The sequence below is a fragment of the Microbacterium paraoxydans genome (assembly GCF_018224615.1).
Taxonomy (GTDB): domain Bacteria; phylum Actinomycetota; class Actinomycetes; order Actinomycetales; family Microbacteriaceae; genus Microbacterium; species Microbacterium paraoxydans_B.
The window spans coordinates 805614-831622 of the sequence record NZ_JAGTUK010000002.1; the positions used below are offsets into that span (position 1 = coordinate 805614).

Annotated in this window: 28 protein-coding genes and 2 tRNA genes; 20 read left to right on the forward strand and 10 right to left on the reverse strand. The window is 70.4% G+C overall.

Annotated elements, in window-relative coordinates; all coding sequences use genetic code 11:
* The first annotated feature begins 39 nt into the window (after positions 1–39).
* Together KE274_RS09615 and KE274_RS09620 are read left to right on the forward strand one after the other, a co-directional pair.
* Positions 40–264, forward strand: a complete 225-nt coding sequence (locus KE274_RS09615; protein ID WP_136032162.1) for a hypothetical protein — start codon at positions 40–42, stop codon at positions 262–264.
* Positions 261–719 carry a RidA family protein gene (locus KE274_RS09620; protein WP_211543134.1) on the forward strand — a complete coding sequence of 153 codons (459 nt, stop codon included), beginning with the start codon at positions 261–263 and terminating at the stop codon, positions 717–719. The genes KE274_RS09615 and KE274_RS09620 overlap by 4 nt, the downstream gene beginning before the upstream one ends.
* A gap of 54 nt (positions 720–773) precedes the next feature.
* Here the strand turns inward: KE274_RS09620 and acs are convergent, their stop codons facing one another.
* Positions 774–2741 (reverse strand): acetate--CoA ligase, encoded by a 1968-nt coding sequence (gene acs / locus KE274_RS09625; protein WP_211543136.1) that lies wholly within the window; start codon positions 2739–2741, stop codon positions 774–776.
* A 413-nt stretch (positions 2742–3154) separates the two neighbouring features.
* On the opposite strand from acs, the gene KE274_RS09630 reads away from it, so the two are divergent.
* The 10 genes from KE274_RS09630 (at position 3155) to KE274_RS09675 (ending at position 12507) form a co-directional block, all read left to right on the forward strand.
* Entirely contained in the window at positions 3155–4165 is a 1011-nt protein-coding gene (locus KE274_RS09630; protein WP_211543138.1) for a TadA family conjugal transfer-associated ATPase, read from the forward strand.
* Positions 4159–5055 (forward strand): type II secretion system F family protein, encoded by an 897-nt coding sequence (locus KE274_RS09635; RefSeq protein ID WP_211543139.1) that lies wholly within the window; start codon positions 4159–4161, stop codon positions 5053–5055. Before KE274_RS09630 ends, KE274_RS09635 begins: the two co-directional genes overlap by 7 nt.
* A 58-nt stretch (positions 5056–5113) precedes the next feature.
* Positions 5114–5311, forward strand: coding sequence for a DUF4244 domain-containing protein (locus tag KE274_RS09640; protein WP_211543141.1), 198 nt, complete (start codon positions 5114–5116; stop codon positions 5309–5311).
* Positions 5308–5649, forward strand: coding sequence for a TadE family type IV pilus minor pilin (locus KE274_RS09645; protein WP_211543143.1), 342 nt, complete (start codon positions 5308–5310; stop codon positions 5647–5649). Before KE274_RS09640 ends, KE274_RS09645 begins: the two co-directional genes overlap by 4 nt.
* Positions 5649–5978, forward strand: a complete 330-nt coding sequence (locus KE274_RS09650; protein WP_211543145.1) for an Rv3654c family TadE-like protein — start codon at positions 5649–5651, stop codon at positions 5976–5978. Before KE274_RS09645 ends, KE274_RS09650 begins: the two co-directional genes overlap by 1 nt.
* A gap of 79 nt (positions 5979–6057) precedes the next feature.
* On the forward strand, positions 6058–8943 hold the full coding sequence (gene topA / locus KE274_RS09655; RefSeq protein WP_211543147.1) for a type I DNA topoisomerase: 2886 nt from the start codon (positions 6058–6060) through the stop codon (positions 8941–8943).
* Positions 8940–9569, forward strand: coding sequence for a dTMP kinase (gene tmk, locus KE274_RS09660; RefSeq protein ID WP_211543149.1), 630 nt, complete (start codon positions 8940–8942; stop codon positions 9567–9569). The genes topA and tmk overlap by 4 nt, the downstream gene beginning before the upstream one ends.
* A gap of 87 nt (positions 9570–9656) precedes the next feature.
* Positions 9657–10814, forward strand: coding sequence for a DNA polymerase III subunit delta' (locus KE274_RS09665; RefSeq protein ID WP_211543150.1), 1158 nt, complete (start codon positions 9657–9659; stop codon positions 10812–10814).
* Positions 10811–12364, forward strand: coding sequence for an alpha/beta hydrolase (locus KE274_RS09670; RefSeq protein ID WP_211543152.1), 1554 nt, complete (start codon positions 10811–10813; stop codon positions 12362–12364). Before KE274_RS09665 ends, KE274_RS09670 begins: the two co-directional genes overlap by 4 nt.
* 70 nt (positions 12365–12434) lie before the next feature.
* Positions 12435–12507 (forward strand) — tRNA-Thr (locus KE274_RS09675).
* Positions 12508–12677: 170 nt separating this feature from the next.
* Here KE274_RS09675 and KE274_RS09680 read toward each other — a convergent pair.
* Together KE274_RS09680 and KE274_RS09685 are read right to left on the reverse strand one after the other, a co-directional pair.
* A complete protein-coding gene (locus KE274_RS09680) occupies positions 12678–13667 on the reverse strand; it encodes a MerR family transcriptional regulator (RefSeq protein ID WP_307872182.1) in 990 nt (329 codons plus the stop codon).
* Positions 13668–13670: 3 nt separating this feature from the next.
* On the reverse strand, positions 13671–14345 hold the full coding sequence (locus KE274_RS09685; RefSeq protein WP_211543154.1) for a HEAT repeat domain-containing protein: 675 nt from the start codon (positions 14343–14345) through the stop codon (positions 13671–13673).
* 91 nt (positions 14346–14436) lie between these two features.
* On the opposite strand from KE274_RS09685, the gene KE274_RS09690 reads away from it, so the two are divergent.
* Complete coding sequence (locus KE274_RS09690; protein WP_211543156.1) at positions 14437–15018, forward strand: isochorismatase family protein; 582 nt, start codon at positions 14437–14439, stop codon at positions 15016–15018.
* The gene (locus tag KE274_RS09695) at positions 15015–15548 is read left to right on the forward strand and encodes a DUF1697 domain-containing protein (RefSeq protein ID WP_211543158.1); all 534 of its coding nucleotides are present in this window, start codon (positions 15015–15017) and stop codon (positions 15546–15548) included. Before KE274_RS09690 ends, KE274_RS09695 begins: the two co-directional genes overlap by 4 nt.
* Before the next feature lie 36 nt (positions 15549–15584).
* On the opposite strand, the gene KE274_RS09700 is transcribed toward KE274_RS09695, so the two are convergent.
* Positions 15585–15812: a hypothetical protein gene (locus tag KE274_RS09700; protein WP_211543160.1), complete on the reverse strand. Its 228-nt coding sequence runs from the start codon at positions 15810–15812 to the stop codon at positions 15585–15587.
* Positions 15813–15837: 25 nt separating this feature from the next.
* Here KE274_RS09700 and KE274_RS09705 point away from each other — a divergent pair, with 25 nt between their 5' ends.
* On the forward strand, positions 15838–16356 hold the full coding sequence (locus KE274_RS09705; RefSeq protein WP_211543162.1) for a CGNR zinc finger domain-containing protein: 519 nt from the start codon (positions 15838–15840) through the stop codon (positions 16354–16356).
* 3 nt (positions 16357–16359) lie between these two features.
* Here the strand turns inward: KE274_RS09705 and KE274_RS09710 are convergent, their stop codons facing one another.
* The 3 genes from KE274_RS09710 to KE274_RS09720 all read right to left on the reverse strand — a co-directional run bounded on the left by KE274_RS09710 (position 16360) and on the right by KE274_RS09720 (position 17912).
* On the reverse strand, positions 16360–16905 hold the full coding sequence (locus KE274_RS09710; RefSeq protein WP_211543164.1) for a type 1 glutamine amidotransferase domain-containing protein: 546 nt from the start codon (positions 16903–16905) through the stop codon (positions 16360–16362).
* 142 nt (positions 16906–17047) lie between these two features.
* A tRNA-Lys gene (locus KE274_RS09715) sits at positions 17048–17120 on the reverse strand.
* A 132-nt stretch (positions 17121–17252) separates the two neighbouring features.
* The gene (locus tag KE274_RS09720; protein ID WP_211543166.1) at positions 17253–17912 is read right to left on the reverse strand and encodes a fasciclin domain-containing protein; all 660 of its coding nucleotides are present in this window, start codon (positions 17910–17912) and stop codon (positions 17253–17255) included.
* 178 nt (positions 17913–18090) lie between these two features.
* Here KE274_RS09720 and KE274_RS09725 point away from each other — a divergent pair, with 178 nt between their 5' ends.
* The 5 genes from KE274_RS09725 to KE274_RS09745 all read left to right on the forward strand — a co-directional run bounded on the left by KE274_RS09725 (position 18091) and on the right by KE274_RS09745 (position 22952).
* Complete coding sequence (locus KE274_RS09725; RefSeq protein ID WP_211543168.1) at positions 18091–19803, forward strand: cytochrome c biogenesis protein DipZ; 1713 nt, start codon at positions 18091–18093, stop codon at positions 19801–19803.
* 31 nt (positions 19804–19834) lie between these two features.
* Positions 19835–20437, forward strand: a complete 603-nt coding sequence (gene sigK, locus KE274_RS09730; RefSeq protein WP_211543170.1) for an ECF RNA polymerase sigma factor SigK — start codon at positions 19835–19837, stop codon at positions 20435–20437.
* Positions 20434–21225 carry an anti-sigma factor gene (locus KE274_RS09735; protein ID WP_211543172.1) on the forward strand — a complete coding sequence of 264 codons (792 nt, stop codon included), beginning with the start codon at positions 20434–20436 and terminating at the stop codon, positions 21223–21225. Before sigK ends, KE274_RS09735 begins: the two co-directional genes overlap by 4 nt.
* Before the next feature lie 29 nt (positions 21226–21254).
* A complete protein-coding gene (locus KE274_RS09740) occupies positions 21255–21884 on the forward strand; it encodes a DNA-directed RNA polymerase subunit beta (RefSeq protein WP_211543174.1) in 630 nt (209 codons plus the stop codon).
* A 183-nt stretch (positions 21885–22067) separates the two neighbouring features.
* The gene (locus KE274_RS09745) at positions 22068–22952 is read left to right on the forward strand and encodes an aminodeoxychorismate lyase (RefSeq protein WP_211543176.1); all 885 of its coding nucleotides are present in this window, start codon (positions 22068–22070) and stop codon (positions 22950–22952) included.
* A gap of 65 nt (positions 22953–23017) precedes the next feature.
* On the opposite strand, the gene pstB is transcribed toward KE274_RS09745, so the two are convergent.
* From pstB to pstC, 3 genes are read right to left on the reverse strand one after another with little or no spacing between them, the layout of a single operon-like run.
* Complete coding sequence (gene pstB / locus KE274_RS09750) at positions 23018–23797, reverse strand: phosphate ABC transporter ATP-binding protein PstB (protein WP_211543178.1); 780 nt, start codon at positions 23795–23797, stop codon at positions 23018–23020.
* Positions 23798–23823: 26 nt separating this feature from the next.
* Positions 23824–24921 (reverse strand): phosphate ABC transporter permease PstA, encoded by a 1098-nt coding sequence (pstA, locus tag KE274_RS09755; RefSeq protein WP_211543180.1) that lies wholly within the window; start codon positions 24919–24921, stop codon positions 23824–23826.
* Between the two features lies 1 nt (position 24922).
* Entirely contained in the window at positions 24923–25906 is a 984-nt protein-coding gene (pstC, locus tag KE274_RS09760; protein ID WP_211543182.1) for a phosphate ABC transporter permease subunit PstC, read from the reverse strand.
* Positions 25907–26009: the final 103 nt, after the last annotated feature.

The following is a 26009-nucleotide window of genomic DNA, read 5'->3' on the forward strand; positions in this document are numbered from 1 at the left end:
CCCGGCCGGCCTGTTCGTGCCCCGATCGACAGGAGAGCCATGACCACGTGGGAGTATCTGACCACGCCGCTGCTGATCCACAACACCGCCGCGATCCTCAACAACTGGGGCAAGCAGGGCTGGGAGCTCGTGCAGGTGGTGCAGGGCCCGGAAGGAGGTCTCGTGGCGTACTTCAAGCGACCGGTGACCACCGACGGGTCGGCGAACGCGGGCCTGGCCGCCGCTGCAGAGGCCGCACGCCAGTTCGAGGGGGGCCAGGCATGAGCGTCTCCACCCGCCTCGCCGAGCTCGGCATCGAGCTTCCCGCGGTCGCTGCGCCCGTCGCCGCATACGTCCCCGCCGTCGTCCACGGCGGACTGGTCTACACCTCGGGGCAGCTTCCGTTCGTCGATGGCGACCTTCCCGCGGTCGGCAAGGTCGGCGCCGAGGTCTCCGCCGAAGACGCGAAGGCGTTCGCGCGGACGTGCGCCCTCAACGCACTCGCCGCTGCCGCCGATGTCGCCGGCGGTGTCGACCGGATCGCCGGCGTGGTCCGCGTGGGCGGTTTCGTCGGTTCGGCGGAGGGCTTCACGGGGCAGCCAGGCGTCATCAACGGCGCGAGCGAGGTGCTGGGTGAGATCTTCGGCGACGAGGGACGCCACGCGCGTGCCGCCGTGGGTGTCGCAGAGCTCCCGCTCGGCAGCCCGGTCGAGGTCGAGGTCACGTTCCGCCTCGCCTGATCCGTACGCGCGAACGCCCCCTCCGGCCGGAGGGGGCGTTCGTCGTTCTGCGGCCTACTTGACCTGCGCCGAGATGATGCTCATGACCGCGGTGTCGGCCAGCGTGGTGGTGTCGCCGACCTCCCGGCCCTCGGCCACGTCGCGCAGCAGGCGCCGCATGATCTTGCCCGAGCGCGTCTTCGGCAGCTCGCCCACGATGTAGACGTCGCGAGGGCGGGCGATGGCGCCGATCTGCTCTCCCACCCAGAGCCGGAGCTGCTGGGCGAGTCCGGCCGGGTCGTGTGCGGCGAGGTAGCTCTCCTTGATGATGACGAACGCCACCACCGCCTGGCCCGTCGTCTCGTCGGACGCGCCGACGACCGCTGCCTCCGCCGTGGCCTCGTGCGCGACGAGCGATGACTCGATCTCCGCCGTCGAGAGCCGATGCCCCGACACGTTCATGACGTCGTCGACGCGCCCGAGCAGCCACAGGTCGCCGTCCTCGTCGAGCCGCGCGCCGTCACCTGCGAAGTAGTAGCCCTGCTTCTCGAACTTCTCCCAATAGGTCTCGCGGAAGCGCTCGGGGTCGCCCCAGATGCCCCGCAGCATGCTCGGCCACGGTTCGGTGATCACCAGCAGGCCGCCGTTGCCGTTGCCGACCTCGACGCCCTGCTCGTCCACCACGTCGAGCGAGATGCCGGGCAGGGGCACCTGCGCCGACCCGGGCTTCGTCGCCGTCACGCCGGGGAGTGCGGACACCATGATGGCGCCCGTCTCGGTCTGCCACCACGTGTCGACGATCGGGGCCGTGCCGGCGCCGATGACCTCGCGGTACCACATCCACGCCTCGGGGTTGATGGGCTCGCCCACCGAACCGAGCACGCGCAGCGACGAGAGGTCGAACTTCTGCGGAACGCTGCGGCCGATCTTCATGAACGAACGGATCGCAGTGGGGGCCGTATAGAAGATGGAGACCTTGTACTTCTCGATGATCTCCCACCAGCGGCCGGGATGCGGCGTGTCGGGTGTGCCTTCGTACAGCACCTGCGTGGCGCCGTTGGCGAGCGGGCCGTACGCGACGTAGCTGTGGCCGGTGATCCAGCCGATGTCGGCGGTGCACCAGTAGACGTCGGTCTCGGGCTTGAGGTCGAACACGTACTTGTGCGAGTAGGCGGCCTGCGTGAGGTAGCCGCCGGACGTGTGCAGGATGCCCTTCGGCTTCCCGGTCGTGCCGGAGGTGTAGAGGATGAAGAGCGGGTTCTCCGCGGGGAAGGCGTGCGCGGTGTGCTCCGCGGATGCGGACGGCACCACGTCGTGCCACCAGATGTCGCGTCCCTCCGTCCACTCCACCTCGTTCTCGCCGCGGCGGACCACGAGGACGTGCTCGACGGTCTGCTGCTCGCCGTCGCCGCGGTCGGCGAGGGCCTGGTCCACTGCGGGCTTGAGGGCGGAGACGCGACCCTTGCGGTAGCCGCCGTCGGCCGTGATGACGAGCTTCGCGCCGGCGTCGTCGATGCGTGAACGGAGGCTGTCCGCGCTGAAGCCGCCGAAGACGACGGAGTGGATGGCGCCGACGCGTGCGACCGCGAGCATCGATGCGATGGCCTCGGGGATCATCGGCAGGTAGATGGCGACGCGGTCGCCCTGCCCGACGCCGAGCTCTTCCAGCACGTTGGCGACGCGCTTGACCTCCTCGGTCAGCTCGGCGTACGTGATGCGGCGGCTGTCGCCCGGCTCGCCCTCCCAGTGCAGGGCGACACGGTCGCCGTTTCCGGCTTCGACGTGTCGGTCGAGGCAGTTGTACGCGACGTTGAGCTCGCCGTCATCGAACCACTTCGCGAAGGGAGGGTTGCTCCAGTCCAGTACCTGCGTGAACGGCGTGTGCCAGTGGAGGAGGTCGCGCGACTGCTCGGCCCAGAAGCCCTCGCGGTCGGCCGCGGCACGCTCGTACAGCTCGGGCGAGGCGACGGACTGCGCCGCGAACTCCTCCGATGGCGGGAATCTCCGGGTCTCGTCGAGAAGGTGGTCGATCTGACTGCTCATCGGCAGGCGCTCCTTTGCGGCATACGGGTCATGCAGGCGTGGTCGCAGGGGGAAGGGGGCGACCAGGTCAGGGCGAATCTATCGGCGCTCTTCCCCGTCGAGTACTGCCGAAAGTCGGTACTGGGGCTGGTTTTGTCAGGACGGTCGCCTTGCGTACACTCGACGACAGCCGAAATCTCATTCCGGCCTTGGCGCGCCCGATTCCCCCGATCGCGCGGCGCCGTGGGCGGCATCTCATTCCCCCCGTGAGATGCCGCCCATCTCTTTGGGAGCGCTCCCCGAACTCGCGCCGCGACCGCCCATCTCCTTCCGGACTCTGCACGGCCGGTCGCGCTGGTGCCTTGTACACACCCGTCGTTTGCCGTGGGGTGGGCGGGCGCTTTCGGGACGGGTGCTGCGCCTAGCCTCGCCGCATGCCTGAACGATTCGTGATCCGATCCAGGGACGCCGACACGGACGGAGACCCCGCTGTGGGCTCCCCGCATGCGTCGCTCCTGGCCGAGTCCGCTTTCGCGCCGCTCGCGCCCTATGTGGACGACGCGGTGACCGACGTGTTCGTCAACGGATCAGACGGCTTGTTCGTCGATCGGGGGCAGGGAGCGCAGGCCGTGCCGTCGTGGCGGGCGACCGAGCGCGAGGTCCGGGACCTCGCCGTCGCTCTCGTCGCCCTGGGCGGCAGGCACCTCGACGATCAAGCGCCGTGCGTCGACGTCCGGCTCGGCGCCGGTGTGAGGGTGCACGCCGTCCTGGCGCCCGTCGCCACCGGCGGAACCGCACTGTCCATCAGGATCCCGCGCGTGCATGCGGCCGACCTCGATGCCCTCGGCGCACTCGGCACGATCGAGGCGACGCAGCGCGCCCGGCTCGAACGGCTGGTTGCCGAGCGGGCGAACATCCTCATCACGGGCGGCACCGGGACGGGCAAGACCACGCTGCTCTCCGCACTGCTGTCGTGCGTGCCACCCGGGGAGCGCATCGTCACGATCGAGGACGTCGCGGAGTTGCGGCCGCGACACCCGCACCACGTCGCCTTGGAGGTGCGTCAGGCGAACCTGGAGGGTGCGGGCGGCATCGGGCTGGCGCGGCTCGTGCGCGAGTCGTTGCGCATGCGCCCTGATCGGCTGGTGGTGGGGGAGTGCCGCGGCGAGGAGGTGCGGGAGCTGTTGACGGCCCTCAACACGGGGCACGACGGTGGTGCGGGGACCATGCACGCGAGCGGCCTGGCGGATGTGCCCGCGCGGCTGGAGGCTCTCGGCGCGCTTGCGGGGATGGACGCGGTGGCCCTCGCTCGACAGGCCGTGAGCGCGTTCACCGTCGTGCTGCATCTGCACAGGGAAGCCGACGGAACACGTCGCATCGCCCACGTGGGACGACTCGTGATGAGTGGAGAGCGGCTGGGCATCGAGGAGGTCGAGCCGTGGTGACGTGGCGGCGTGGGGCGGAGCCTCCGCGCGAGGTCGATCTTGCGCACTCCGTGCAGACGTTGGCCGTGCTGCTCCAGGCGGGCGCTGCGCCTCTCGCCGCGTGGCGTCATCTCGCGGAGACGGGAGATCCGCCGGCGGCCGCGATCCTGGCGAGGGTGAACGGCGGCGCCTCGCTCGTCACCGCGATCCACGCACAGGGCGGACGCTGGACCGAGCTGGCGGCGGCCTGGGAGATCGCCACCGTGGTCGGTGCCCCGCTCGCCGAGGTCCTCCGCACGATCGCCGAGTCGGTGCGCGACGCGGCGTCGGCCGCAGACGATGTCCGCATCGCTCTGGCCGAGCCGGCGGGGACGGCGCGACTCCTGCTCTGGATGCCGCTCGCCGGGCTGCTCCTCGGCCTCGCGCTCGGCTTCGACACGATCGGCGTGGTGTTCGGGACTCCCGCGGGCGCGGTGTGCGCGCTCGCCGGGCTGCTGCTCGTCGCCGCCGCCCGGGTGTGGACGACGCGATTGCTGCGTCGTGCCCAGCCCGCTCCCGGCACGCCGGGCATCCGTGCCGAGCTCGTCGCTGTCGCTCTGCGCGGGGGAGCCCCGATCGACCGGGCGCTCCGGCTCGTGACCGACACGGAAGTGGTCGACCAGGGAGGGGAGGAGAGCGTGCGCCGGGTACTCGACCTGTCGCGATCCGCTGGCGTGCCCGCGGTGGAACTGCTGCGTGCCTCCGCCGCCCAGGACCGGCACGCCGCGCGCGTGCAGGGGCGGCTTCGGGCGGCGGCGCTCTCGACACGACTGCTCGTTCCCCTCGGCGTGTGCACCCTGCCGGCGTTCCTGCTGCTCGGTGTCGCTCCACTGATGCTCAGCGTGCTGACCACCACGTCGCTCCCGCTGTGAGTTCTCGGAGCCTCCGACGAACGACGATCCCCGAAGGAAGAAAGAGGAAGAGAGAAGAATGAACACCATCCCCAGACTCGACCGCCGTCGCGCTGCCGCCCTGTTCGGTGACGAGACCGGAGCCGCGACAGCCGAGTACGCGATCACGACCATGGCGGCCGTCGCCTTCGCCGGTCTCCTCGTCGTGATCATGCGTTCGGATGAGGTGCGCGGCATCCTCACCGGGCTCGTGCGTCGCGCTCTCACGGTCTCATGAGCAGGCGGTTGGGCGAGCGCGGCGCGGTGGCGGCGGAACTGGCGCTCGCCCTCCCGGCTGTCGTGCTCGTTCTCCTTGTCGGAGCCGGGGTGCTCGCTGCCGCGGCGCAACAGGTCGCTCTGCAGGATGCGACGGCCGACGCCGCCCGACTGGTCGGTCGTGGCGACGCGGAAGGCATGGCGGCGGGCATCGTGTCGTCGGCCGTTCCCGGAGCCCGAGTGTCGTTCGCCGCCGCAGACGATCTGGTGTGTGCGCGCGCGACGCTCGACCTGACCGTCGGTGTGTTCGTACACATCCCGCTTCGCGCCTCGAGCTGTGCGCTGAACGGGGGCCGCTGATGGCAGGCACGGTGCTCGCCGCCGGCGTGCTCGTCGTCGGTGCAACGCTCGCGGTCGGGCTCGTCGCCGTCGGCGGGGCCGCCGTCACCACGCAGCGGACCGCGGCCGCCGCTGACGCCGCCGCGCTCGCCGCGGCCGACGCCCGCAGCGGTGCCGTGCCGACTTCTCAGACGCCCTGTGCCCTCGCCGCGCACGTGGCCCAGGCCGGCGGGGCACGGCTGGTGCGGTGTTCGCTGGCGGGGGACGTGGCGACCGTGACGGTGTCGGCGGCGTACGCTGGACTCGCAGCCGTCTCCCGCGCCCGTGCCGGGCAACCCGAGGAACCGTGACGGCCGCGCTACCCCTCGCTCGCTGTGAAGGACCCCGCACAGCGGTGTGTATGGTGTGCTTCGAAGAAAGGACGCACCCTTGGCTGAAGGCAAGAAGCTCGTCATCGTCGAGTCCCCGACGAAGATGCGGTCTATTCAGGGATACCTCGGCGACGGGTACGAGGTGCTCAGCTCCGTCGGCCACATCCGCGACCTCGCCGACAAGAAGGACATCCCCGCCGAGGACAAGAAGGCGTACGGGAAGTACTCGATCGACATCGACAACGGCTTCGACCCGTACTACGTCGTCTCCGACCGCAAGACCAAGACCGTCGCTGAGCTCAAGCGCGCGCTCAAGAGCGCCGACGAGCTTCTGCTCGCCACTGATGAAGACCGCGAAGGTGAGGCGATCGCCTGGCACCTGCTCGAGACGCTCAAGCCCAAGGTGCCCGTGAAACGGATGGTCTTCCACGAGATCACGAAGGACGCGATCCAGGCGGCCGTCGGGAACACGCGTGAGCTGGATCACGCCCTCGTCGACGCGCAGGAGACGCGACGCATCCTCGACCGCCTGTACGGGTGGGACGTGTCGCCGGTGCTCTGGTACAAGGTCAAGACCGGGATCTCCGCCGGGCGTGTGCAGTCCGCGGCGACCCGCCTGATCGTCGACCGCGAGCGCGAGCGCATGGCGTTCGTGTCCGCCGAGTACTGGGACGTCGATGCGGATGCCGCGGCGACCGGCACGTCCTTCCGCATCCGTCTCGTGCGCGTCGACGGGGGACAGCTCGCCCGCGGCTCCGACTTCGACGACACCGGCGCACTCAAGAAGGCCGTGGTCGTGCTCGACGAGGCGCGCGCCGCAGCACTGGCCAAGGCCGTCGAGATCGCGGGGGCGGGAACGGTCACCAAGGTCGAGGCGAAGCCGGGCACGCGCAGCCCGTATGCCCCCTTCACGACCTCCACCATGCAGCAGGAGGCGGGCCGCAAGCTCTCGATGAGCGCCAAGCAGGCCATGAGCGTCGCGCAGCGCCTGTACGAGAAGGGGTACATCACCTATATGCGTACCGACTCCACGGCGCTGAGCACCCAGGCGGTGCAGGCGGCGCGGAGCCAGGCGGTGGCCCTCTACGGCGACAGTGCAGTGCCGCTCAAGCCGCGCGTCTACAAGTCGAAGAGCAAGAATGCGCAGGAGGCTCACGAGGCCATCCGTCCCTCCGGCGAGAACTTCCGTACGCCAGCGTCGCTCTCCTCCGAGCTCGACCGGGAGGAGCAGCGGCTCTACGACCTGATCTGGAAGCGCACGGTCGCGAGCCAGATGGCCGACGCGAAGTACGAGACCACGACCGTGACGATCGCGGTGGACGCCGATGGGCAGACCGCCGAGTTCACCGCTTCCGGAACCGTGTACACCTTCAAGGGCTTCCTGGAGGCGTACGAGGAGGGCCGCGACGAGAAGCGCAGCGATGCGGACGCCGCCGAGAACCAGTCGCTCCCAGCCGTCGCCGTGGGCGACGAGCTGAGCGTCTCGAAGGCCGAGGCCAAGGGACACCGCACCACCCCCAAGCCCCGGTACACCGAGGCATCGCTCGTGAAGGTGCTGGAGGAGAAGGGCATCGGCCGCCCGTCGACCTTCGCCACGATCCCCGAGACCATCCTCGACCGCGGCTACGCGGTCAAGCGCGGGCAGGCGCTCGTACCCACGTGGCTGGCGTTCAGCGTCGTGCGCTTGCTCGAGGAGCACTTCGCCGAGCTGGTCGACTACGACTTCACGGCCGCCCTGGAGGACGATCTCGACACCATCGCCAGGGGTGAGCAGAACCGCGTCGAGTGGTTGAAGTCGTTCTACTTCGGCTCCGAGTCGCACGTGGGGCTGCGGCAGGTCGTCGACAACCTCGGTGAGATCGACGCGCGGGCGCTGAACTCCACTCGCATCACCGACACCGCGACCCTGCGCTTCGGCAAGTACGGCCCCTACCTCGAGGTCGCGGATCCGGAGAACCCGGACGCGAAGCCCCGCATCGTGAACGTGCCGGAGGACCTCGCGCCCGACGAGCTGACCGCGGAGAAGGCGCAGGAGCTCATCGACGCCCCGGTCGCGGGAGACCGCGTGCTGGGGGAGAACCCGGAGAACGGCAAGATCATCGTCGTCAAGGACGGGCGCTTCGGGCCGTACGTGCAGGAGAACGACCCGGTCTCGGAGGACGCCGCGGTCGACGAGGCGACGGGTGAAGTGGTCGAGACGCCGAAGCCCAAGCGCGGCGCGAAGAAGGAGGCGGCGCCCAAGCCGCGCACGGCATCTCTGTTCCGTTCGATGTCGGTCGACACGCTCGACCTCGACACGGCGCTCAAGCTGCTGAGCCTGCCGCGAGTGGTCGGCGTCGATCCGGAGTCCGGCGATGAGATCACGGCCCAGAACGGCCGGTTCGGTCCGTACCTGAAAAAAGGCACGGACTCGCGGTCGCTCGACAGCGAGTCGCAGATCTTCGACGTGACGCTGGAGCAGGCACTCGAGATCTACGCGCAGCCGAAGTACGGCGCTGGCCGGCGGGCTTCGAGCGCGCTCGCCGAGTTCGACGCCGACCCAGTGAGCGGCAAGCCGATCCGGGTGCGCGACGGGCGCTTCGGTCCGTATGTGACCGATGGTGAAACGAACGTCACGATCCCGCGCGGGCAGAAGCCCGAAGACATCACGTTCGAGATTGCCACGCAGATGCTCGCCGACAAGCGCGCCAAGGGGCCGGCGCCCAAGCGTGGTGCGCGCGCGGGAGCGAAGAAGGCTCCGGCGAAGAAGGCCGGCACCGCTGCCGCGAAGACCACCGCGAAGAAGGCCACCGCGAAGACCACCGCGAAGAAGGCGACCGCGAAGAAGGCCACCGCGAAGTCGACGACAGCGGCGTCCGCGGCACGGTCGGCTGCGGCGAAGAAGGCCGCGGCGACGCGTGCGGCGAACGCCGCGGCGAAGGCGGCGGAGAAGGCGGGCTCGTGACCGCGGGCCGTGGGGCCTGGATCACACTCGAGGGCGGAGACGGCTCGGGCAAGACCACGCAGGCTGATCTGCTCGCGGACTGGCTGGAGCAGAGCGGGCACACGGTCGTGCGCACCAGGGAGCCGGGCGGATCCGAGGTGGGCACACTGATCCGGGAGATCGTGCTCCACCACCGCGGCGACATCGCGCCCCGCGCCGAGGCACTGTTGTACGCCGCCGACCGGGCGCACCATGTCGCCACGGTGGTGCGGCCGGCGCTCGCCCGCGGTGACGTCGTGCTCCAGGACCGCTACCTCGACTCGTCCGTGGCCTACCAGGGCGCCGGACGGGTGCTCGACCCGGTCGAGGTCCGCGACCTGTCGCTGTGGGCGGCGGAGGGCGCGCTCCCCGACCTGACGGTACTGCTCGACCTCGATCCCGCGGAAGCGCGCACACGGCTCGATTCCGCCGACAAGCCCTTCGACCGTCTGGAGGCCGAGAAGGCGGAGTTCCACTCGCGCGTGCGCGAGGCCTACCTGGCGCTGGCCGCGGCCGAGCCGGAGCGGTTCCTCGTGCTCGATGCCGCACGGGCACCGGAGGAGATCGCGGAGCCGATCCGGCGTCGCGTCGGCGCACTGTTCGACTGATCCTCCACATTCTCGGGGCTCGACGTCGCGACCACGGATGACGCGAGAGGTCCCCGCGGCGTCGGCGGTCCCGATTAGGCTGAGGACATGCCCCCCACTCTCGCGCCGCCGTTCCCCTGGGCGGACGTCTGGGGTCAAGATGCCGCGGTCGACACGCTGCGCGCCGCCGTCTCGGATCCCGCGGCGCTCTCCCACGCGTGGCTAATCACCGGACCTCCGGGCTCGGGGCGTTCGACACTGGCGTACGCCTTCGCCGCGGCGCTCATCGCCGACGGACCCGACGACGAAGCCACGATGCGTCAGGTGTTGGCCGGCACGCACCCGGATGTCACCGCGCTACGCACCGACAAGGTCATCATCACGATCGCGGAGGCGCGAGCCCTGGTCGAGCGTTCCTACTTCGCTCCTTCCGCGGGGCGCTACCGGGTCATCGTCGTCGAGGATGCCGACCGCATGGTCGAGCGCACCTCGAACGTGCTGCTGAAGGCGCTCGAGGAGCCGCCCGAGCAGACGGTGTGGATCCTGTGCGCGCCGAGCGAGGCCGACCTGCTCCCGACCATCCGTTCGCGGGTGCGGTCATTGCGGCTGCGCGAACCCGACGTGGCCGATGTGGCGCGGCTCATCAGCCTGCGCACCGGCGCCGACGAAGCGGTTGCGGAGCAGGCGGCGCGTCATGCCCAGCGGCACATCGGGATGGCTCAGCGGCTCGCCACGGATGACGCCGCGCGGCGCCGACGCGAGGAGACCCTGCGGGCCGTGATCGGAGTGCGTGGCGTGAACGACGCGGTCGAGGTCGCCGGGCGCATCATCCAGGCCGCGACGGAGGACGCCAAGGCACTCACGGCGGAACGCGACGCGAGCGAGCGGGCCGCGCTGCTGCGCACGGTGGGCGTGGCGGAGGGTCAGGCAGTGCCGCCCGCACTGCGCCCGCAGGTGTCCGCGCTGGAGGACGAGCAGAAGAAGCGCGCAACCCGGAGTCTGCGCGACGGCATCGACCGTGTGCTCACCGACATGCAGTCGCTGTTCCGCGACGTCATCATGCTCCAGTACGGACGCGGCGACGACCTCATCAACCGCGAACTGCGCACGGAACTCGCAGACCTCGCGGCCGCCTGGCCCGTCGCCCGAACGCTGGTCGTGCTCGACCACCTTGCCGAGACCCGGCAGTCGCTGGAGCGCAACGTCGCTCCGCTGCTCGCCCTGGAGAGCTTGCTCGTGACCGTCACGAGCGGGAGGAAACCGTGAACACTCACCCCCTGTCCCGCCTGCGCCGTGCGACCGCGCTGATCGCCGGCCTGGCCGCCGTCTCGGTCGCCCTCTCCGGCTGTCTGTACGCGATGATCCCCGAGCAGTCGACGCGTCCGACCGACCAGAAGGAAGCCGACACCGAGGGCGTCGCGGCCGACCTGCTGCCGTACTACTCGCAGAAGCTGGAATGGACCGACTGCGGCACGGGCTTCGACTGCACCGAGGTCACGGCTCCGCTCGACTGGGAGAACCCGGGTTCCGGCGAGATCCAGCTCTCGGTCGTGCGGCACCGCTCGGAAGGCACCGCGGTCGGCTCGCTGCTCACCAACCCGGGCGGCCCCGGGTCGAGCGGCGTCGACCTCGTGCTCAGCAGCCTCGGGTACGCGGTGGGCCCGGCCCTGGTCGAGAACTTCGACGTGATCGGGTTCGACCCCCGCGGTGTGGGCGACTCGACGGCCGTCACCTGCTACGACGACGCGGAGATGGACGACTACCTCTACGGCATCCCGAAGGCTCCGCGGGGGACGGCCGAGTGGGAGCAGGAGCTGCTCGACGGACACCGGGCGTTCAGCGAGGCGTGCGATGCCAACAGCGAGGGCATCCTGCCATACATCACCACGGTCAACGCCGCCCGCGACATGGACCTCATCCGCGCGGTGCTGGGCGACAAGCAGCTCAACTACCTCGGCTACTCCTACGGCACCTTCCTCGGCGCGACCTACGCGAAGCTCTACCCGGAGAAAGCCGGGCGCCTGGTGCTCGACGGTGCGATCGATCCCTCCGTGCCAGGGCTCGAGGTGGGTGCGACCCAGGCTCTCGGCTTCGAGTCGGCCCTGCGCGCCTACATGCAGAACTGTCTGGATTCGGGCAGCTGCCCCTTCAGCGGCTCGGTCGACGAGGCGATGACCGACCTCGGTGCGCTGTTGGCCAGCGCCGACCGCACGCCCCTCAAGAACGGTGATGGACGCGAGATGGGGGCCGACGCGCTCATGACGGCGATCATCGCAGCGCTGTACTCGCAGGACAGCTGGGACTACCTGACCCAGGCGCTCGAGGAGGCGCTGCAGGGCGACCCCACGACCGCGTTCCTGCTCGCCGACTTCTACAACGGCCGGGAGAACGGCACCTACATCGACAACTCCAGCGAGGCGTTCCGCGCTTACAACTGCATGGATTATCCGGTTGAGGACGACCCGGCGGCCGAGGCGGCGACCAACGCGAAGATCGCAGAGGGAGCACCCACGATCGCGCCGTACTGGACCGGACCCGACCCCTGCGAGGTGTGGCCCTTCCCGCCCACCGGGACGCGGGGCGAGATCACCGCGGAGGGCGCGGGACCGATCGTGGTCGTCGGCACCACCAACGACCCGGCCACGCCGTACGAGTGGTCGGAGTCGCTCGCGAACCAGCTGGAGGAGGGTGTGCTGATCACTCGCGTGGGCGAGGGACACACCGGCTACAACAAGGGCAACACCTGCGTCGACCAGGCGGTGGAGGCGTTCCTGATCGACGACGTCGTGCCGCAGGACGGCCTGCGCTGCGAGTGACGGCGGCCTCGATTCGCGAGCGAGCGCGAGACAGGGTAATATCGGTGATCGCGCCGCTCACGCGTCGCACGCCGCTTTAGCTCAGTCGGCAGAGCATTTCACTCGTAATGAAAAGGTCGTCAGTTCGATTCTGACAAGCGGCTCAGTGAAACCCCCGAGATCCTCGAGATCCCGGGGGTTTCCTGCATTTCCGGGCTTCTGCATTCTCGAGGCTTCATTCCCGGGGCAGTGCATCTCCGGGCTGCACATACCGGGGAAGCACCGGGCCTGGTGTTCGCGTGATCGCGGGGTCTCCCCGGCGTGACCTCGCGCCCTACCCGCGTCGTGCCCGCAGCGCGGACGCGGTGAGGGCCACGCCGCGGTCTGCGTCCTGCGCCAAAAGGCTCAGCACCTCATCCGCCCGCCGGCCGGGCACTCCGGCCAGAGCCGCAGCGAGACGGCGACGCCCAGCGACGGAGGCGCCTTCCGCGGCGCGCTGCACCTGCGCGGCGACGACGCGCGCGACCTTCGGGTCTGCCGCGAGTCGCTCCAGCAGGTCGGCGGCGGTGATGTCGTCGACGCCGTCCGCCACATCGGCGACGAGCCGCGGGACGGCGCCGGCATCCCCTCCCCGCCCACGCGCACGGGCGGCCCTCGATGCGATCTCCGGGTCGCGATGGTCGGTCTGCGCGGCGAGAACAGCCCGCGCCTCCGGGGTGTCCAGCTTCTCGAGAGCGCCGATCGCACGATGCCGACGCTCCGGCGCTGCGTCCTGCAGGGCGCTCGCCAGAGCCGGGATTGCCTCGTCTCCGGCACGCGCAACGGCCCACAGCAGGCCGCCCGCGGCGTTGACGTCATCCTCACGCAGCAGCGCCTCGACGAGCACGGTCGCGGGGGCGCGGTCGGCGTCGCCGGTGAGGGCGAGCGTCAGCCGTGCCGAGGGATCCGGCGCGTCCAGCCCCCGCAGGAGCTCGACCATCCGCAGCGCGTCCGACCAGTCCGACGGCTCACCCGACCGCACCCGTTCCAATCGATCGGCGAGCTCGGTGAGCACCGCGATGCGCTCGCGCGTGCGCCGCAGCATCCGCTCGATCGTCTCCGTCGCGGCACGGGTGTCGTCTTCGAGGGCCGCCGGGATGTCCGCGAGCGGGAGGCCGAGCGAGCGCAGGTTCTCGATGTGGAACAGCCGGCGCAGGTCCGCCTCGGAGTAGTCGCGGTACCCGCCCGTCGTGCGCTCGCTCGGTGACAGCAACCCGATGCGGTCGTAGTGCCGCAGCATCCGCGCGCTGATGCCCGAGCGGGCCGCCACCTCGCCGATCAGCACCCGTCAGTCCTCCACCGGGGTGGGGGACGCCTGAAGGGCGACGATCCGCTGCGCCTCCTCGACCGCGGCGGCGAAGTCGTCGTCGGGGTCGTCGATCAGGCGTGCGGTGGCGATGGCGTGCGCGCGGACGGCGGGGTCCGCGTGGTGCGTGTACTCCGCGACGACCGCGGCTCCGGCGTCGTCGAGCATCGCGAACGCGCGACTGAGGCTGCGCTGCAGCTCTCTGTCGCCGCGCCCGAACTGGCTCGCCAGTTCCCGCGCGAGCGCCTCCCGCTCGCCGTCCGGCACGAGCCCCGCGGCGGCGCGCCACGCCGCCCGTGCGACCTCCGGGTCGTCGTCGCGCAGCAGCTCGGACGACAGCGAAGGCCATGCGCGACGGTCGCCGATCTTCGACAGCGTGTGCAGCGCCTGACTCCGCGCCTGCGCCACGGGCGACCGCAGCTCCGGGAGAAGCCGGTCGACGGCGGAGACGGGGTCGTGCCGGGTGAGGGCCCAGGTGAGCATGTCGCGCACGAAGAAGTCCGGCTCGACGGCGCTCCGCTCGACGAGCACGTCGACGTAGTCGGGCTGTGGGCTCGTGCCCGCCGTGAGCGCGGCCCGCAGTCGCGTCGAGGACGCGGTCGACTCCAGCGCCGCGCGCAGGCGCGAGGCGGGGGTGCGGGGATGTTGTTCGGTCATGAGTACCTCCGCTGTCTATTGCACACCTTGTCACGGTGACAAGGTCAAGTGCAGCCACGAGCCCGCGCCCGGGCGGGCGTACTCTCGACTCATGAGCAGAGCACTCCTCATCGTCGACGTCCAGAACGACTTCACCGAGGGCGGCGCGCTCGCGGTCGACGGGGGAGATGAGGTCGCCGCGGCCGTGTCCGTCTACCTCTCCGCCCACGCGGACGACTACGACGTCATCATCGCCTCCCGGGATTGGCATGACGCGAGTGGTGACAACGGTGGCCACTTCTCCGCGTCTCCCGACTTCGTCGACTCGTGGCCGGCCCACTGCGTCGCCGGCACGGACGGCGCCGAGTACGACCCCCTGCTCGACACGACCGCGGTCACCCATCACGTGCGCAAGGGGCAAGGCGTGCCCGCGTACTCGCTGTTCGAGGGCGTGACCGACGACGGCGACACGGCGGGCGCGGTGCTCACGGCCGCCGGTGTCGTGTCGGCCGACGTGGTCGGCATCGCCACGGACCACTGCGTGCGCGCCTCCGCGCTGGACGCCATCGCCCACGGCGTGCGGGTCCGCGTCCTCACCGATCTGATCGCCGGGGTCGCTGCCGCCCCGAGCGCGGCTGCGCTGGCCGAGCTCGCACACGCGGGCGCCGAGCTGGTCGAGAGCGGCGACGCGTGAGCCGGAGCGTGCTGCTGCTGCGCGCGGTGAACGTGAGCGGGCGCAACAGCGTGCCCATGGCGCGTCTGCGCGAGGTGCTGGCGGAGCGGACCGAGCTCGACGGGGTCTCGACCTACATCGCGAGCGGCAACATCCTGTGCGCGACGCCGGAGGACCCCGACCGTGCCCGCGCGGCCGTGCGCCGCCTGATCGCCGAGGAGTTCGGGGTCGACACGCCCGTGATCCACCGCACGCACGCGGAGCTCGTGGCCTCGGAGGCCGTGCAGCCCTTTCCCGACGGGGAGGCGAAGTACGTGCACGCGATGTTCCTGGAGGGGCCGCCGGCGCCGGGGGCGGTTGCGGCGCTCGAGGAGCGTCTGGTGCCGGGCGAGCGCATCGCTCTGGTGGGGCACGACCTCTGGATCGACTACGCCGAGGGTGGCGTGCACTCCACGAAGCTGACCACGAACGTGCTCAACCGCGCTCTCGGGGTCGCCGGGACCGCCCGCAACCTCCGCACCACGCAGAAGCTGATCAAACTCACGGCCTGAGGCGCGCGAACGCGGCGCTTCACGCGGCCAGCGGGGTCACGGGGCGATCGCGTCGGCGGATGTGACCCCGATCGGCCGGCTCAGCGCCCGGGGCGGGAGGTGCGGATGCGGGGCGACGTCGACCCGACGGGTGCCGCAGCCGATGCAGCGCACGTAGAGCACGACGCCCTCGCTCGTGGTGTGCCGTGACTCCGCGAGCCACGCGTGCTCGTGGCGGTCGAGGGCGGCGGCGAGAGGAACGGGAAGGGTGTCGGAGGTGGTCATGCGACCAGCGTGATGTAATGGTCTTATGCATCTCAACCCTTACGGCGAGTACGCCGTGCTGCTCGCCGCGTCGCTCGCGAACGACTGGCCGGCCGATCGCGAGGGCATCGAGGCGCGCACTCTCGAACTGGGCATGACCCAGACGTTCCCGCCCGCAGACGGTGACCATGCCGCGGTGCGGGCGGTCATCGATGACTGGCTCACGATCGTCGACGAACCCGACCCCGATGCCCGTGCAGTCCTGCTGAATGCGCAGCTCGCGGCGGCCGGCGCCTACCCGCGCCTGGTGGACCACGACGGCGAGGGCTGGCATCTGCACTACCGCGACGACGTGCGCTCGCTGCCGTTCGTGCTGCGCGCCATCATCAACCTCGGCACGGCCCTGCACCTGGTCACGCGGGGGATGACGCGACTCGGCCGCTGCGAGGCCGCCCCCTGCCGGAACGTGGTCGCCGATGTGACGCGCAACGGCCGCCAGCGGTTCTGCTCCGTGAGGTGCGCGAACCGGGCGGCCGTGCGGCGCCATCGGGCGCGCGTGGGATGAGGGTCAGGCGGTCTGACCCGCGTGCTTGCCCTCGCCGATCTCCTCGACCAGTTTGGCGTTGAAGGCGGGAAGGTCGTCGGGGGTGCGGCTGGAGACCAGGCCCTCGTCGACCACGACCTCCTCGTCCACCCAGCTCGCGCCCGCGTTGCGCAGATCGGTCTTCAGGCTGGGGTAGCTCGTGAGTGTGCGACCGTCGACGACGCCCGCCTCGATCAGGATCCACGCGCCGTGACAGATCACGCCCACCGGCTTGTGCTGCTCGAAGAACGAGCGGGCCAGGGCGATCGACGCCTCGTCCATACGCAGGTGATCCGCGTTCACGACGCCGCCCGGGAGGACGAGCGCGTCGAACTGGTCGGCCGAGGCGTCCTTCGCGGTCAGGTCGACCGCCTGCTCGTGGCCGTTCTTGCCGGTGATGGCGGCACCGTCGGGGGCGATCATGGTCGCGCTCGCGCCCTCCGCGGTCACGGCCTCCCACGGGCTGGTCAGCTCGCTGTCCTCGAAGCCGTCGGTCGCCAGGAACGCCACGCGGTTTCCGCTGAGAGTCATCGTCTGTCCTTTCGCTGGGGGAGTCGCCCGGATCCGGGCGTGCCTCGACCCTCTCGCGTCCGGCGGATCGAGGGGAGGGGGTGGCCAGGGCGCGACCGCGGTGATACAGGGGAGCGGGGTCGCGACAGCACAGAGGATGCGGTGGGCCCCGTGGGGCTCGAACCCACGACCCGCGGATTAAAAGTCCGATGCTCTGCCAACTGAGCTAGAGGCCCGTCCCCCCAGTCTAGAGCGCACGACGAAGGGCCGCCGGCGCACAGCTCGCCGACGGCCCTTTCACCTTCCCTGACTCCTCCCCGATCAGAGAAGGCCGTGTGCCGGTCGGGTCGCCCGGCACGTCCCCGCGCTTACTGCGCCGGGGGCATGAGGACCGAGTCGATCAGGTACACGGTCGCGTTCGCGGTCTGCACGCCACCGCAGATGACGTTGGCGTCGTTGACCATCCACTCGTCACCGCTGCCGGTCACCTCGAGGTCGGCGCCCTGCACGGTGGTGTGCGTGCCGGCGATGTCGGCCGGCTCGATCTGGCCGGGGACCACGTGGTACGTGAGGATCGACGTCAGCGTGGCGCTGTCGGTCTTGAGGGCCTCGATCGTCGCGGGGTCGATCTTCGCGAACGCGTCGTCCACCGGCGCGAACACGGTGAACTCGTCACCGTTGAGCGTGTCGACGAGGTTCACGTCGGGGTTGAGCTGGCCGCTCACGGCGGACACCAGCGTCTTCAGCAGCGGGTTGTTGGAGGCGGCGACCGCGACCGGGTCCTGGGACATGCCCTGGATGGAACCGGCACCGTCCGGCACCTCTTCCGCGTAGGCCGCGCAGCCGGGGCCGACGAGGTTCGCGGCGGGGTCCATCTCCATCGGCGTCGACTCAGACGTCTCGGGGGCCGTCGGCTCCGACGACTCCTCCGTGGTGGTGCCGCTGCCCATGGAACACGCGGAGAGCAGGAATGCGCTCGCCAGACCCAGGGTGACTGCTGCGGTGACCTTCTTCTTGGTGCTGAACATGTCGAGCTCCTTCGAAAACTCCGGCCACGGCCTCTCCGTGGCGTTGACCGGTGTTCGGAACCGTCTCGGGATCGGATGGGAGGAATTTCGGATTTCTTGGAATCCGCCCGGTGGGGCCGTCCGATCCAATCCGTTGCGCGCCGCGGAGCGAACAGAGCGTGACAGAAGCGAGGACCTCATGGACCTGATCATCATCGGCCTGCTCGGCGGGCTCATCACCGGCATCTCGCCGTGCATCCTGCCCGTGCTGCCGGTGATCTTCCTCACCGGCGGGGCCCAGTCGGCCGCGTACGACGGGGAGGCGGTGCCCGCTCGGCGCAGCCGCCCCTACTTCGTGATCGCGGGGCTCGTGCTCAGCTTCACGCTGGTGACGCTCGTGGGCTCGCTGATCCTCGGCCTGCTGAATCTGCCGCAGGACATCATCCGCTGGGTCGGCATCGCGGTGCTGGTGGTGATCGGGGTGGGGCTGATCGTGCCGCGGTTCCAGCACATCCTGGAGCGGCCGTTCCAGCGGTTCGGGCAGCGCGAGGTGAAGAACCGCGGCAACGGCTTCGGTGTCGGCCTCGCGCTCGGTGCGGTGTTCGTGCCGTGCGCCGGACCCGTGCTCGCGGCGATCATCGTGGCGGGATCGACCGGCCAGATCGGCGTGGGCACCGTGCTCCTGACGGTGTCGTTCGCGATCGGCGTGGCGGTGCCGTTGCTGGTGTTCGCGCTCGCGGGGCGCAGCGTGGTGGAGCGCATCCGCGCCTTCCGTACCAAGGAGCGGGCGCTGCGCATCGCCGCCGGTATCGCGATGATCGCGCTCGCCGTGGGGCTGGTGTTCAACGTGCCGCAGGCGCTGCAGCGGCTTCTCCCCGACTACACGGCTCCGCTGCAGGAGCAGATCGCCGACTCCGAGCAGGTGCAGGACGCGCTCGACCTCGGTGGCCTGGTGAACGAGGAGAACAAGGATCTCGACAAGTGCACGAACGGCGCGACCGAACTGGAGTCGTGCGGTACGGCCCCGTCGATCAAGGGCATCCAGCAGTGGCTGAACACGCCGGACGGACAGGGGATCGATCTGAAGGACCTCCGGGGCAAGGTGGTGCTGATCGACTTCTGGGCGTACTCGTGCATCAACTGCCAGCGGTCGATCCCCCACGTGGTCGCGTGGGACGAGGCGTACCGCGACGCGGGGCTGCAGGTGATCGGCATCCACTCGCCGGAGTACGCGTTCGAGAAGGATCCGGGCAACGTGGCCGCGGGGGTGCGCGACTTCGGCATCGCCTACCCGGTCGCGCTCGACAACACGCTCTCCACCTGGACCAACTACCGCAACCGCTACTGGCCCGCGCACTACCTGATCGACGCGGATGGCACCGTGCGGCACATCTCGTTCGGCGAGGGCAACTACGCCGCCACCGAGTCGATGATCCGCGAGCTGCTGCAGGATGCGGACCCCGACGTGCAGCTGCCGGCCGCGACCGATGTGAAGGATGAGACGCCGGAGCTCGGCTCCACCACGAGGGAGACGTTCCTCGGATCCTCGAAGGACGTGAACTACGGCGGGGGCGGCGAGTACCGCCGCGGTGACGGCAGCTTCTCCTTCCCGAAGGACCAGCCGGACGACAGCTTCGCGCTGGACGGCGACTGGACGGTCGAGACGCAGTACGTGACTCCGACCGGGGACGACGGACGCATCGCGCTCGAGTACCGCGCGGCCGAGGTGCGGATGGTCGTGGCCGGGTCGGGTGACGTCGTGGTCCGAGACCAGGACGGCACGGAGCAGACCATCCGGGTCGACGGGACGCCTCGCTCGTACGGGCTGGTCGAGCAGGACGACATCGAGAAGGGCACGCTCACGCTCGAGGTTCCGGCCGGCGTCGAGGTCTATTCCTTCACATTCGGGTGACGTCTGCGCGGGAACGGGGAGGAGATACGGCATGCTTATGGAGATGGTCATCGACGGGATGGACGTCCCGGAGGACGGGGCAGCGCCGCAGGATGCCGTCGCCGACCTCCTCGTCCGCGTCGCGTCCGGTGATCAGGCTGCCTTCGCCGAGCTGTACGACGCCCTGTCCCCGCGGGTCTTCGGTCTCATCCTCCGGGTGCTGGTGAACCGCGCGCAGAGCGAGGAAGTGCTCCAGGAGGTCTTCCTGGAGATCTGGCAATCCGCTTCGCGCTTCGCTCCGAACAGGGGACAGGGACGAACATGGGTGATGACGATCGCTCATCGACGGGCCGTCGACCGGGTGCGGGCATCGCAGTCGAGCGCCGACCGCGATGTGCGAGCCGGCTTCAAAGACCTCGGGGTCGCGCACGACAGTGTCGCGGAACGAGTGGAGCTGGGCATCGAGGGAGAGCGGGTCGTCGCGGCGCTGTCAGGGCTTCCTGAGGCGCAGCGGGAGGCGCTCGTCCTCGCTTACTACGGCGGTTACAGTCAGAGCGAGATCTCGGCGCTCGTGGGGGCGCCGCTGGGGACGATCAAGACACGGATGAGAGACGGGCTGACCCGTCTGCGCACGGCGATGGGGGTGACGGCATGAACGAGAAGGACTTCGCGGAGCTCGCGGCGGGTGCCGCACTCCACGCGCTGTCGACCGACGACGAGAAGCGGTACCGCCGGGCGCTTGCGGAGCACCCGGAGTGGGCGGCCGTGGCCGACATCGAGGCGGACAGCGCGGCGCTGCTCGGCGAGGGTGTGACCCCGGTCGCCCCGTCTCCCGGTATCCGCGCCGCGCTGCTGGCTCAGATCGCCCACACGCCTCAGGGCGGCGGCGACGACCGCGACGCCGGGGTGCACCAATCGCCCGAGGCCGAGGCCGCGGCCCCGTCCGCGCCGGAGGCGCCCGGGGTGCCGGAGACCCGGGCGCCGCGCCGCTGGACCCGTCTCGCGTTCGCGCTCGCCGCGTGCCTGGCGCTGCTGGTCGGCGTGGGCGTCGGCGCGGTCGCCCTCAACGCGCAGCTGACGCGTCCCGCCAGTGTCGTGGCGCTGCAGGAGATCGAGGCGGCGGGCGATGCGCAGCAGGCCACGGTCGAGCTCGACGGCGGGGCCACGGCCACCGCGCACTGGTCGGGTTCGGTGGGCAAGGCCGTGCTGGTGACCGACGGGCTGCCCGAGACCGACGCCGGCAAGACCTACGAGCTGTGGTTCGTGCGCGGCGAGGAGCCGATCGCGGCTGGGGTATTCGACCCGGAAGACGGCGCGGCGACCGCGCTGCTGGAGGGCGAGATGCGTGCCGGGGATGCGATCGCGGTGACCGTCGAGCAGGAGGGCGGCTCGCCTACAGGGCAGCCCACCACCGACCCGGTCATCGTCATCCCCACGGCCTGAGTCGCGGCACCGGGGCGTACCCTGGAGGGATGCCCGAGCAGCACCACCGGCCCGTGCGCCGCCCCACCACCGCCTTCGACAACATCGTGGGCTCGCGCGACCCCGCGGAGGAGACCAGGGTCGCGCACGCCACGGCCTCCGCGCTGCTCACCCGGGTGCGCGAGGACGAGACGGGCGCGAGCGTGGAACGGCTGATCGCGTTCACGCGCGAGCACGGTATCGACGAGATCGCGGAGCTGTGGTCCACCGCGCCGTCCCGCACGCTGCCCGGGTCGCTGTGGCGCCTGTACGTGCTGCAGCTGGCGATCCACGGAGACCCGGCGACCGCGGCGCTCCTGTACGACCGCGGACGCGTGGAGCTGCCGTCCGCGGATGCGGTGGTGGCGGGCGCCCCGGTGCCGGCGAGCCCCGCCGAACTGGTCGCGCTGATCGACACGATCCTGCGCGGAGCCTTCCGGGGCGACTTCGCGGTGGCGCTCGACCGGGCGGCGGCGTTCTGCCGCGTGCAGGCCTCGGGGGCCACGCACACCGCGGACGACTATGAGGCCACGGAGCCTGCCCGTGCGAGCGAGCTGACCACGCGGGCTCTGCGGCTGAGCAGCTATGCGCAAGACCTGTCGGCGTCCGCGGCGCTGTGGCGGATGGGCGCGCTGGCCTGATCCGCGGCCGCGCGCCACGCTCGGTGTTCCGCGTCCCGGATACGAAAAGACCGGGCCGCAAGAACGCCTCTCGGCGGAAGGCCGCTCGCAGCGGCGAAAATTGGAGCCCGGGGTTATGCGGCCCGGCCACTCCAGTGTAACGCGAGTGCGCGACAGGTATTCCCGTCGTTCTAGGCTCGTGGCATGACCCGACGCTTCGCCCTCATGCTCGACCCCGTCGCCGCCGACGAGCAGCGCGACGACTACACCGACACCTTCACCGCCGTGGATGCGGCCGCTCCCGCGCTCAGCGTCGGCGAGCTCAGCACGCAGAGGGGCGACGGCGTGTTCGAGTCGATCGGCGTGGTCGACGGCCACGCGCAGGAGGTCGTGCCGCACCTGGAGCGGCTGGCGCACTCGGCGCGCCTGTGCGACCTTCCGGCGCCGAACCTGGAGCAGTGGCGGCAGGCCGTGCAGCACGCGGCCGCCCGGCTCGAAGCGGGGGAGTCGGTGATCAAGCTGATCCTGAGCCGCGGCGTGGAGCACGGGCCGACCCCGACCGCGTGGGTCACGGCCGCTCCGGCCGCGGACTTCTCAGCCGTGCGACGCGAGGGCGTCAAGGTGGTCACCCTCGACCGCGGGTACGACCTCGGCGCGGCCGAGCGCGCGCCCTGGCTGCTGCTCGGCGCGAAGACGCTGTCGTACGCGGTGAACATGGCGGCGCTGCGCGAGGCCCAGCGGCGCGGGGCGGACGACGCGGTGTTCCTGTCGAGCGACGGGTTCGTGCTCGAGGCGCCGACGGCCTCGCTCATCCTGCGGTTCGGCGACCGGTTCACGACCCCGGCGCCCAACGGCGGCATCCTGCACGGCACCACGCAGCTGAGCGTCTACGAGCACCTGAGCGCGCGCGGCTTCGACGTGGGCTACGACCGGATCCCCGCCGCAGACCTCACCGCGGCGGATGCGGCGTGGCTGGTGTCGAGCGTGCGGCTCGCGGCACCGGTCACGGCGGTCGACGGCACGCCGCTGCCGGTGGACCTGGCGCTCACGGACGAGCTCAACGCGTACCTGCTCTCTCCGCGCGACTGACCGGGTCCGATGTACGGCGAAGGGCCCGGATGCCGCAGCACCCGGGCCCTCGTGCGTGCGCCGGTTCAGCCGAAGCGGCCGGAGACGTAGTCTTCGGTGGCCTGCACCGACGGCGTGGTGAAGATCGACGTGGTGTCGTCGTACTCGATGAGCTTGCCCGGCTTGCCGGTGCCCGCGATGTTGAAGAACGCGGTCTTGTCGGAGACGCGCGACGCCTGCTGCATGTTGTGCGTCACGATCACGATCGTGAACTCGTTCTTGAGCTCGCCGATCAGCTCCTCGATCGCGTAGGTGGAGATGGGGTCGAGCGCGGAGCACGGCTCGTCCATCAGCAGGACCTCGGGCGACACGGCGATCGCGCGAGCGATGCACAGGCGCTGCTGCTGACCGCCGGAGAGCCCGGAGCCGGGGCGGTCGAGGCGGTCCTTGACCTCGTTCCACAGGTTGGCGCCGGTGAGCGACTTCTCCACCAGGTCGTCCTGGTCGCTCTTCGACATGCGACTGTTGTTGAGGCGCACGCCCGCGAGCACGTTCTCCTTGATCGACATCGTGGGGAACGGGTTCGGGCGCTGGAACACCATGCCGACCTGGCGCCGCACCAGCACGGGGTCGACGCCGGGGCCGTACAGGTCCTTGCCGTCGAGCAGCACCTCGCCCTCGACGCGCGCACCGGGGATCACCTCGTGCATGCGGTTGAGGGTGCGCAGGAAGGTGGACTTGCCGCAGCCGGACGGGCCGATGAAGGCCGTGACGCTGCGCGGCTGGATGTCGAGGGACACGCCTTCGACGGCGAGGAAGTTGCCGTAGTAGACGTTGAGGTCGTTGACTTCGATGCTCTTGGACACGTGGGTTCCTGTTCTGAGGTTCGGGCTCAGCGGCCGGAGAGTTTCGGGGCGAACCACTTCGCGATCAGACGCGCGAGGAGGTTCAGCACCATGACGATGAGGATCAGGGTGAGGGCGGCGGCCCAGGCGCGCGCGACGGCGGCGTCGGGGTTGGTGCCCTGGTTCATGTACTGGTTGTAGGCGAACACCGGGAGGGTCATCATCTGGCCGTTGAAGATGTTCGTGTTGAGGCTCTGCGTGAAACCGGCGGTCAGCAGCAGCGGGGCGGTCTCACCGATCACCCGGGAGATCGCGAGCATGACGGAGGTCATGATGCCGGCGATCGAGGTGGGCAGCACGACCTTGAGGATGGTCAGCCACTTCGGCACGCCGAGCGCGTAGGAGGCTTCGCGCAGTTCGTTCGGCACGATCCGCAGCAGCTCCTCGCTGCCGCGCACGACCACCGGGGTCATCAGCACGGCGAGGGCGAGCGCACCCATGAAGCCCATCGAGATGCCCGGCCGCACCAGCAGTGCGAACACGGCGTAGATGAACAGACCGGCGACGATCGAGGGGATGCCCGTCATGACGTCGACGAAGAACGTGATGGCCTTCGCGATCTTCCCGCGGCCGTACTCCACCAGGTAGATCGACGTCATCAGCCCGATCGGGACGGAGATGACGGTCGCGGTGAGCGTGATCAGCACGGTGCCCCAGATGGCGTGCACGATGCCGCCGCCGTCGCCCACCACGTTGCGCATGGAGTAGGTGAAGAACTCGGCGTCGAAGCGCTCGATGCCGTTGGCCACCACGGTCCACAGCAGCGACACGAGCGGCAGGAGGGCGATCAGGAACGCCGTGGCCACGAGCGCGGTCATGAGCCGGTCGACGGCCTTGCGGCGGCTCTCGGCGATCGCGGAGATCACCGTGATGATCACCATGTAGAGCAGGATGCCGACGACCACGGTGCCGGCGATGTTGAAGTCGGCGAGCGGCGTTCCCGCCCCGGCGGCGGCGACGCCGAAGACGGCGGCGGAGACCAGGAAGGACACGCCCAGGAGGGCCCACGGGGCCCACTTCGGCAGGCGTCCGGAGGTCAGGGAGGCGCTGCTCGTGGCGTTCGGAGCGCTGGTGAGGACGGTCATGTCAGTTCGCTCCCGAGAACTCGGCGCGGCGGGCGACGATCCAGCGCGCCACGGCGTTGACCGCGAAGGTCACGACGAAGAGGATGAGGCCGGTCGCGATGAGGGTGTTGACGCCCGTGCCGTGCGCCTCCGGGAAGGCGAGGGCGATGTTCGCGGGGATCGGCGTGGGGTTCGTGGCGGTGAGCACCAGGAAGCTCACGACCGCCGAGGGGGAGAGCACCATGGTGACGGCCATCGTCTCGCCCAGCGCGCGGCCAAGGGCGAGCATCGCGGCGGACACCATGCCGCCGCGGGCGAAGGGCAGCACGGCCATCCGCACCATCTCCCAGCGCGTCGCCCCGAGGGCCAGCGCGGCCTCCTCGTGCAGCTTCGGCGTCTGGAGGAACACTTCGCGGCAGATGGCGGTCATGATCGGGATGCACATCACGGCGAGCACGAGTGCCGCGGTCAGGATGGTCTTCCCGGTGGCGGAGACCTGCCCGCCGAAGAACGGCACCCAGGAGGCGTTCTCGTTGAGCCAGACGTAGATCGGCTGCAGCAGCGGGGCGAGCACGAGCCCGCCCCACAGGCCGAAGACCACGGACGGGACGGCCGCGAGCAGGTCGATGATGTAGCCCAGCACGGCCGCGAGCCGGCGGTGGGCGTAGTGCGAGATGAACAGCGCAATGCCGATGGCGATGGGCGCCGCGATGATGAGGGCGATGAAGGACGCCCACAGCGTGCCGAAGACCAGCGGCCAGACGTACACCCAGAACGACTCGCCGCGCAGGATGTGGTTGTCGCTCGTGTCGAGCTGGAAGGCCGGGAGGCTCTGGATGATGAGGAAGGCGGCGACGAGCGCGAGCACGACGAGGATGATGATCCCCGCCCCGAGCGCGGTGCCGGAGAACACCCGGTCGCCGAGTCGCTGCTTGGCCTTGATCGGTGCGGGCGGCGCCGGTGTCGGTGCCGGTGCCGTTGTCGGCTCCTGCGCGGTCGTGCTCATGATCTCCCTGTTTCGGGCCGGGTGAGATGGATCGGGTGCCGACCTGCCGGAGCCCCCGCGCCCGGTGTGGGACGCGGGGGCACCGTCGGTCAGCGGATCGGCA

Excerpts from the sequence above, each read along its gene's own strand:
- KE274_RS09615 (WP_136032162.1), top strand. The coding sequence starts at position 40 with ATGACCACGTGGGAGTATCTGACCACGCCGCTGCTGATCCACAACACC.
- KE274_RS09620 (WP_211543134.1), top strand. The coding sequence starts at position 261 with ATGAGCGTCTCCACCCGCCTCGCCGAGCTCGGCATCGAGCTTCCCGCG.
- acs (WP_211543136.1), bottom strand. The coding sequence starts at position 2,741 with ATGAGCAGTCAGATCGACCACCTTCTCGACGAGACCCGGAGATTCCCG.
- KE274_RS09630 (WP_211543138.1), top strand. The coding sequence starts at position 3,155 with ATGCCTGAACGATTCGTGATCCGATCCAGGGACGCCGACACGGACGGA.
- KE274_RS09640 (WP_211543141.1), top strand. The coding sequence starts at position 5,114 with ATGAACACCATCCCCAGACTCGACCGCCGTCGCGCTGCCGCCCTGTTC.
- KE274_RS09645 (WP_211543143.1), top strand. The coding sequence starts at position 5,308 with ATGAGCAGGCGGTTGGGCGAGCGCGGCGCGGTGGCGGCGGAACTGGCG.
- KE274_RS09650 (WP_211543145.1), top strand. The coding sequence starts at position 5,649 with ATGGCAGGCACGGTGCTCGCCGCCGGCGTGCTCGTCGTCGGTGCAACG.
- KE274_RS09665 (WP_211543150.1), top strand. The coding sequence starts at position 9,657 with ATGCCCCCCACTCTCGCGCCGCCGTTCCCCTGGGCGGACGTCTGGGGT.
- KE274_RS09685 (WP_211543154.1), bottom strand. The coding sequence starts at position 14,345 with ATGACCGAACAACATCCCCGCACCCCCGCCTCGCGCCTGCGCGCGGCG.
- KE274_RS09690 (WP_211543156.1), top strand. The coding sequence starts at position 14,437 with ATGAGCAGAGCACTCCTCATCGTCGACGTCCAGAACGACTTCACCGAG.
- KE274_RS09700 (WP_211543160.1), bottom strand. The coding sequence starts at position 15,812 with ATGACCACCTCCGACACCCTTCCCGTTCCTCTCGCCGCCGCCCTCGAC.
- KE274_RS09705 (WP_211543162.1), top strand. The coding sequence starts at position 15,838 with ATGCATCTCAACCCTTACGGCGAGTACGCCGTGCTGCTCGCCGCGTCG.
- KE274_RS09710 (WP_211543164.1), bottom strand. The coding sequence starts at position 16,905 with ATGACTCTCAGCGGAAACCGCGTGGCGTTCCTGGCGACCGACGGCTTC.
- KE274_RS09720 (WP_211543166.1), bottom strand. The coding sequence starts at position 17,912 with ATGTTCAGCACCAAGAAGAAGGTCACCGCAGCAGTCACCCTGGGTCTG.
- KE274_RS09725 (WP_211543168.1), top strand. The coding sequence starts at position 18,091 with ATGGACCTGATCATCATCGGCCTGCTCGGCGGGCTCATCACCGGCATC.
- sigK (WP_211543170.1), top strand. The coding sequence starts at position 19,835 with ATGCTTATGGAGATGGTCATCGACGGGATGGACGTCCCGGAGGACGGG.
- KE274_RS09735 (WP_211543172.1), top strand. The coding sequence starts at position 20,434 with ATGAACGAGAAGGACTTCGCGGAGCTCGCGGCGGGTGCCGCACTCCAC.
- KE274_RS09740 (WP_211543174.1), top strand. The coding sequence starts at position 21,255 with ATGCCCGAGCAGCACCACCGGCCCGTGCGCCGCCCCACCACCGCCTTC.
- KE274_RS09745 (WP_211543176.1), top strand. The coding sequence starts at position 22,068 with ATGACCCGACGCTTCGCCCTCATGCTCGACCCCGTCGCCGCCGACGAG.
- pstA (WP_211543180.1), bottom strand. The coding sequence starts at position 24,921 with ATGACCGTCCTCACCAGCGCTCCGAACGCCACGAGCAGCGCCTCCCTG.
- pstC (WP_211543182.1), bottom strand. The coding sequence starts at position 25,906 with ATGAGCACGACCGCGCAGGAGCCGACAACGGCACCGGCACCGACACCG.